The following is a 4,218-nucleotide window of genomic DNA, read 5'->3' as shown; positions in this document are numbered from 1 at the left end:
AATCCCCGTCAGGAGAAAGTCATTGCGCGTCTGTTCGAAGCGGGACCGGATGGCTTTATCGGTGGCCTCAGTGCCGACAATTATCTGGCCATAACGAAGACATCTCGCGCAACCGCCACCCGCGATTTGCAGGATTTGGTCGACAAGGGTGCGTTGACGCGCAGCGGTCAGCTTCGATTCACCCGATACGCGCTGAACTGGGACAAACCGGTTGGGGAGTTCTGATTTAGAGTCAATAACGGGCTCGACCTGTCCTTTTCAAGTGAAGGTAGCTTCAATTCAAGATTGCAAGTCTAGAACGCGGAATGTTCAGACTCTGCTGTTAATTGCATGGAACGCTGAACGAGACTTCGGCATTGGGTTAAGCGCGCAACTGGAAGCCGCCGTATTGATCGCCAAGAAAGGTCAGACCGCTTGGCGTCCACGAAACCCACCCCTTTCTAACCAACTCGGGTTTTTGCAACCGAGCCAATCATCGAGCGATTGGACAACAGCGCTTATTGTTTCATTACGCACCGCCAACGTCGAAGACAATGTCGCCGGACGACAGGTCCGCGAGCGACACATTCTCGACGAGGATGCCGAAATCATCAGTGCCATTGAAGGAGATGTAGACACCGTCTTCCACGTTGTGTGATGCCGCAAGGAAAGCGTCAAAGTCGTCTATACCTGTAACTCCTTGCGCTGTTTCGGAAAACTCGATCTTGTCGCCGCTTGCACCATCAAAGTCGAGAATACGATCGACACCTTCGCCAGATGGTGGAATCAGGAACCAGGAGAAAGTATCTGCACCGGGACCGCCAGTGAGCTCATCCGAACCGCCCCCACCATCATTCTGAAGCCTGTCGTTGCCTTCGCCACCGAAAAGGCGATCGTCTCCACTACCTTCCAAAATGCCCTGATCGACGAGCGTATCGTTTCCGCTCCCACCGACAAGCACGTCATTGCCAGAGGATGATGAAAAGAATGCCTCGTTCGCATCGGAACCAAGAAGCTGGTTGTCCTGATCGCCGACCACATGAGCGGAGATGCCTTCAATATTGAGGAAGGTGAGCCCAGTCGCGGTCGTCCCGCTCGCCGCATCAAAAACGATCGGGGTCTCCGATTTACCAAACTCGATCGCCAGTATATCGTAGCCCGCGCCACCATCCACGAAACAGTCTCGGGAGGCATCGATCCAATCGTCCCCGTCACCGCCACGAATGACGTCATTGCCTCCAAAACTTGCAAGCCGGTCGTTTCCGTTGCCACCATCGAGATAGTCGTCACCATCATAACTGTACAGGACATCAGCCCCATCGCCGCCACGGAGCATATCGTCCCCGGCGCCATCGTTCAGCGAGTCGCGGCCAGCACCGCCATCCAGGAAGTCATTGCCGGTTCCACCGTCAAGGTAGTCATCGCCCCCGCCACCCAAGAGCATATCATCACCACCGCCACCCCATAACCAATCAGCGCCAGGTCCACCTTGAATCAGGTCAACTCCGTCGGTAGCGTCCCCGTCAACTGGGACCTTGGAGGCGATAACGGGGTTACTGGAGCCGGCTTTTCCAGCAGACGTATGCTCGGAGGATTGTGGGTAGTCGCCGACAGTTACCGGCGCAAGGGTTTCGTAGGCGCGCGCGGTTTCAGCAGGTATCCCAAAGCCTGTCTGCAGGACTTCGATCGAGCCGGCTTGATTGAATAATTCGGTCTCAGATATATCCCAGATACGATAGACATCGGGACTAGACCGCAGAGCAGCAACGCGCTCTTCTTCTGGAAGTTCGACCATGCTTGCACCCTCCTGGAACGATAGTAATAATTGTAGATATCGCTAATATTATATTAATAAAGAGGAAAGCATGCTGCTCGTCAACGAATTATAATTGGACTTAAATTACATCTATATTTAAATTAATTTGCGATATGGAAGTGATATAAAGTTGCTTGGCGGTATCGTCATCCACCTTTCGCAGATCCGGTCCCGGCCAGACAAAGCGATTGCTTTCGTTGAGCACAATCCAGAAACTTCATCGTCCAGTCCGAGGCGGCGTTTGGTGGCAGCGGGAATTTCAATCGCCTGGTCAGCCCGTTGCGGTGACGTATGGGTGACAGGCAAAACCCTAACAACCGGCGGTCCCGTCGAAGTCCTCACCCTCTGGCTGGAAGCAGCCAGGATCAACAAGGGCAGCCTGTTTCGAAAAGTCGATCGCTGGGGCAATGTTTCGGCACGGGCGCTGGAACCCAGCGCCATCAACCGGATCGTCAAGCAGCGCGCGCAAATGGCGGGGTTGGAACCGGGGGGAGTTTTCAGCGTACGGCCTGCGCTCCGGCCATCTCACCGAAGCTGCCAATCGTGGCATTCCGCTGCCTGAAGCCATGGAACAATCGCGTCATCGCTCCGTGCAGCAAGCCTCCCATTATTACAACAATGCCAAACGGCGTAGTGGACGCGCATCGCGGCTATTGTAATGAGAAACTGACCATCGTTCATCCCCTCAACAACCTATCATATACTTATTAGATGAGGCTCCTCTGAGAGATTATATTGCATAGGCCAAGTGGTCAGTTGGCAATATAGATGCTCCTGATATATAAAGCTGCAACGCAGTGGCTAACTGCGCATCAGGGGGCAGTAATGGGGCAGCATTTTTCTAAAGCCGGTTCTTCGCGCGCACAGTTTTCTCGACAGAAAAAGCACTTATTATGGTTTTCTTCCGTCGCCCTCACAGCTTCAGTCAGTTTGCCGCTTGCAAGCCAGGCAGAAACGTGGGTCACAGGCCCTGGACTCTGGTCAGACCCGACTCGATGGCAAGAAGGCACTGTGCCCAACGCGCCGGGAGCAGTTGCAACCTTCAACGCAGTGGAAGGTGTCAGTTTCAATGTCAATCTTAACGGACAGCAAGCCACCGTTGGAGAGCTCAATATTCTGGGAGACGTGTATGGCGGATATTTTTTCAATAATGGCACACTGACATTTTCGGACGCCGACGGGCGTGCGGTCGTGAATGTCGTCGCCCACAATCTAACGCATATATCGGATTTCGGTTACCCCAACTCCGTCAGCGTCGAACTGGCATCAGATACCGTTTTTGATACGATAGGCACGTCTGCAACGCTGCATTTCGGCTCCGGCGCTGCAATTTCAGGGCCCGGAGCCTTGATAAAGCAGGGTTTGGGTACACTGACATTGTCGGGGAGCAATATTTACACCGGCGGAACGACGATTTCAGCTGGTACTTTGGTCGCCGATCATCGAGATAGCGGTAATGTCATCGACGCAATGGGCACCGGACTGATCACGCTCAACGGTGGCCATCTGCACTCTTCCGCCAGCAGTTCAACGCTCAACGATTACCTGATTGTTGCTGGCACAACGAGCACAATCAGCACGGCGACAGGCACTACGCTCTGGCTGAATGGTGGCGGCGGTCAGTATTTTTCCCTTCAAGGCGATGTGGTAGTTGGAGCTTCCGACGGTGCTGGAACCGTCGTCATGGACGTCATCGGCACGCCTACAAGCTCTGATGCGACCATAACAGTTGCATATGGACGCCTTGTAAACGGCAACAGTTCGCTGGGGAATATTACGACCGTTGCTGGTGCAACACGCGTGGCGTCAGGCGCAACGCTGGATATGTCCACTTACGGTGACACAATTCGCAACTTGCAGGACGCAAGCCCAGGCAATGGCGGCACAGTCACATGGTCTGGTAATCTTAACGTTCAAGGTGGAAGTTTCACCGGCCAGTTCGGCACGTCGCAAGGCGGCATTCTTGTCAAAGGGAGTACAGACACTCTTCTTCTCAACGGCGACAATTATAATTTCAGCGGCACGACGACGGTTGCGGAAGGCAAACTGATTGTCGGCGACGCCAACAACAGCAGCGCTGCACTTGGCGGGGCCATCAATGTTCTATCCGGGGCTACCCTTGGCGGTTACGGCTCGGTCGGAGAGACGACGGTTCAGTCAGGTGGTATCTTGTCGCCCGGCAATTCCATCGGCATCCTGACCGTCGATGACGATCTGATGCTCGCGCCCGGTTCAACCCTTGAGGTCGAAATTGCTGCAAATGGTTCCTCAAATCGACGCTCTGATATCGTGGGTGTCACAGGAATGGCCACGATTTCTGGCGGCATGCTTTCCGTGACTGCCATCGAGGTGTTGTCACGTTAAGTTTCTCTGGCCGGAAAGGCCAGGGGCTCGTAGATATTCAGGCGAAACAGGCCGCAATT

General features: G+C 54.1%; 2 protein-coding genes and 3 pseudogenes. 3 read left to right on the top strand and 2 right to left on the bottom strand.

Annotated elements, in window-relative coordinates; translation table 11 throughout:
• Nucleotides 1-225, top strand: a pseudogene (locus HWX93_RS22445) (DUF4172 domain-containing protein); the annotation flags it as partial.
• 283 nt (nt 226-508) lie between these two features.
• Here the strand turns inward: HWX93_RS22445 and HWX93_RS22440 are convergent.
• Entirely contained in the window at nt 509-1,774 is a 1,266-nt protein-coding gene (locus HWX93_RS22440) for a calcium-binding protein (protein WP_176038784.1), read from the bottom strand.
• 100 nt (nt 1,775-1,874) lie between these two features.
• Nucleotides 1,875-2,173, bottom strand: a pseudogene (locus HWX93_RS23125) (hypothetical protein).
• Between HWX93_RS23125 and HWX93_RS22435 the strand changes: the two are divergent.
• Together HWX93_RS22435 and HWX93_RS22430 are read left to right on the top strand one after the other, a co-directional pair.
• Nucleotides 2,112-2,454 (top strand): annotated as a pseudogene (locus tag HWX93_RS22435) (tyrosine-type recombinase/integrase); the annotation flags it as partial. The pseudogenes HWX93_RS23125 and HWX93_RS22435 overlap by 62 nt on opposite strands.
• A gap of 352 nt (nt 2,455-2,806) precedes the next feature.
• A complete protein-coding gene (locus tag HWX93_RS22430) occupies nt 2,807-4,159 on the top strand; it encodes an autotransporter-associated beta strand repeat-containing protein (RefSeq protein WP_176038783.1) in 1,353 nt (450 codons plus the stop codon).
• Nucleotides 4,160-4,218: the final 59 nt, after the last annotated feature.

This window comes from Brucella tritici (genome assembly GCF_902825325.1).
Classification (GTDB): Bacteria; Pseudomonadota; Alphaproteobacteria; order Rhizobiales; family Rhizobiaceae; genus Brucella.
This window is presented reverse-complemented; position numbering and strand designations above follow the sequence as displayed.

Bases quoted from the DNA above. Each gene is read 5' to 3' on its own strand.
- HWX93_RS22440 (WP_176038784.1), bottom strand. From the start codon at position 1,774: ATGGTCGAACTTCCAGAAGAAGAGCGCGTTGCTGCTCTGCGGTCTAGT.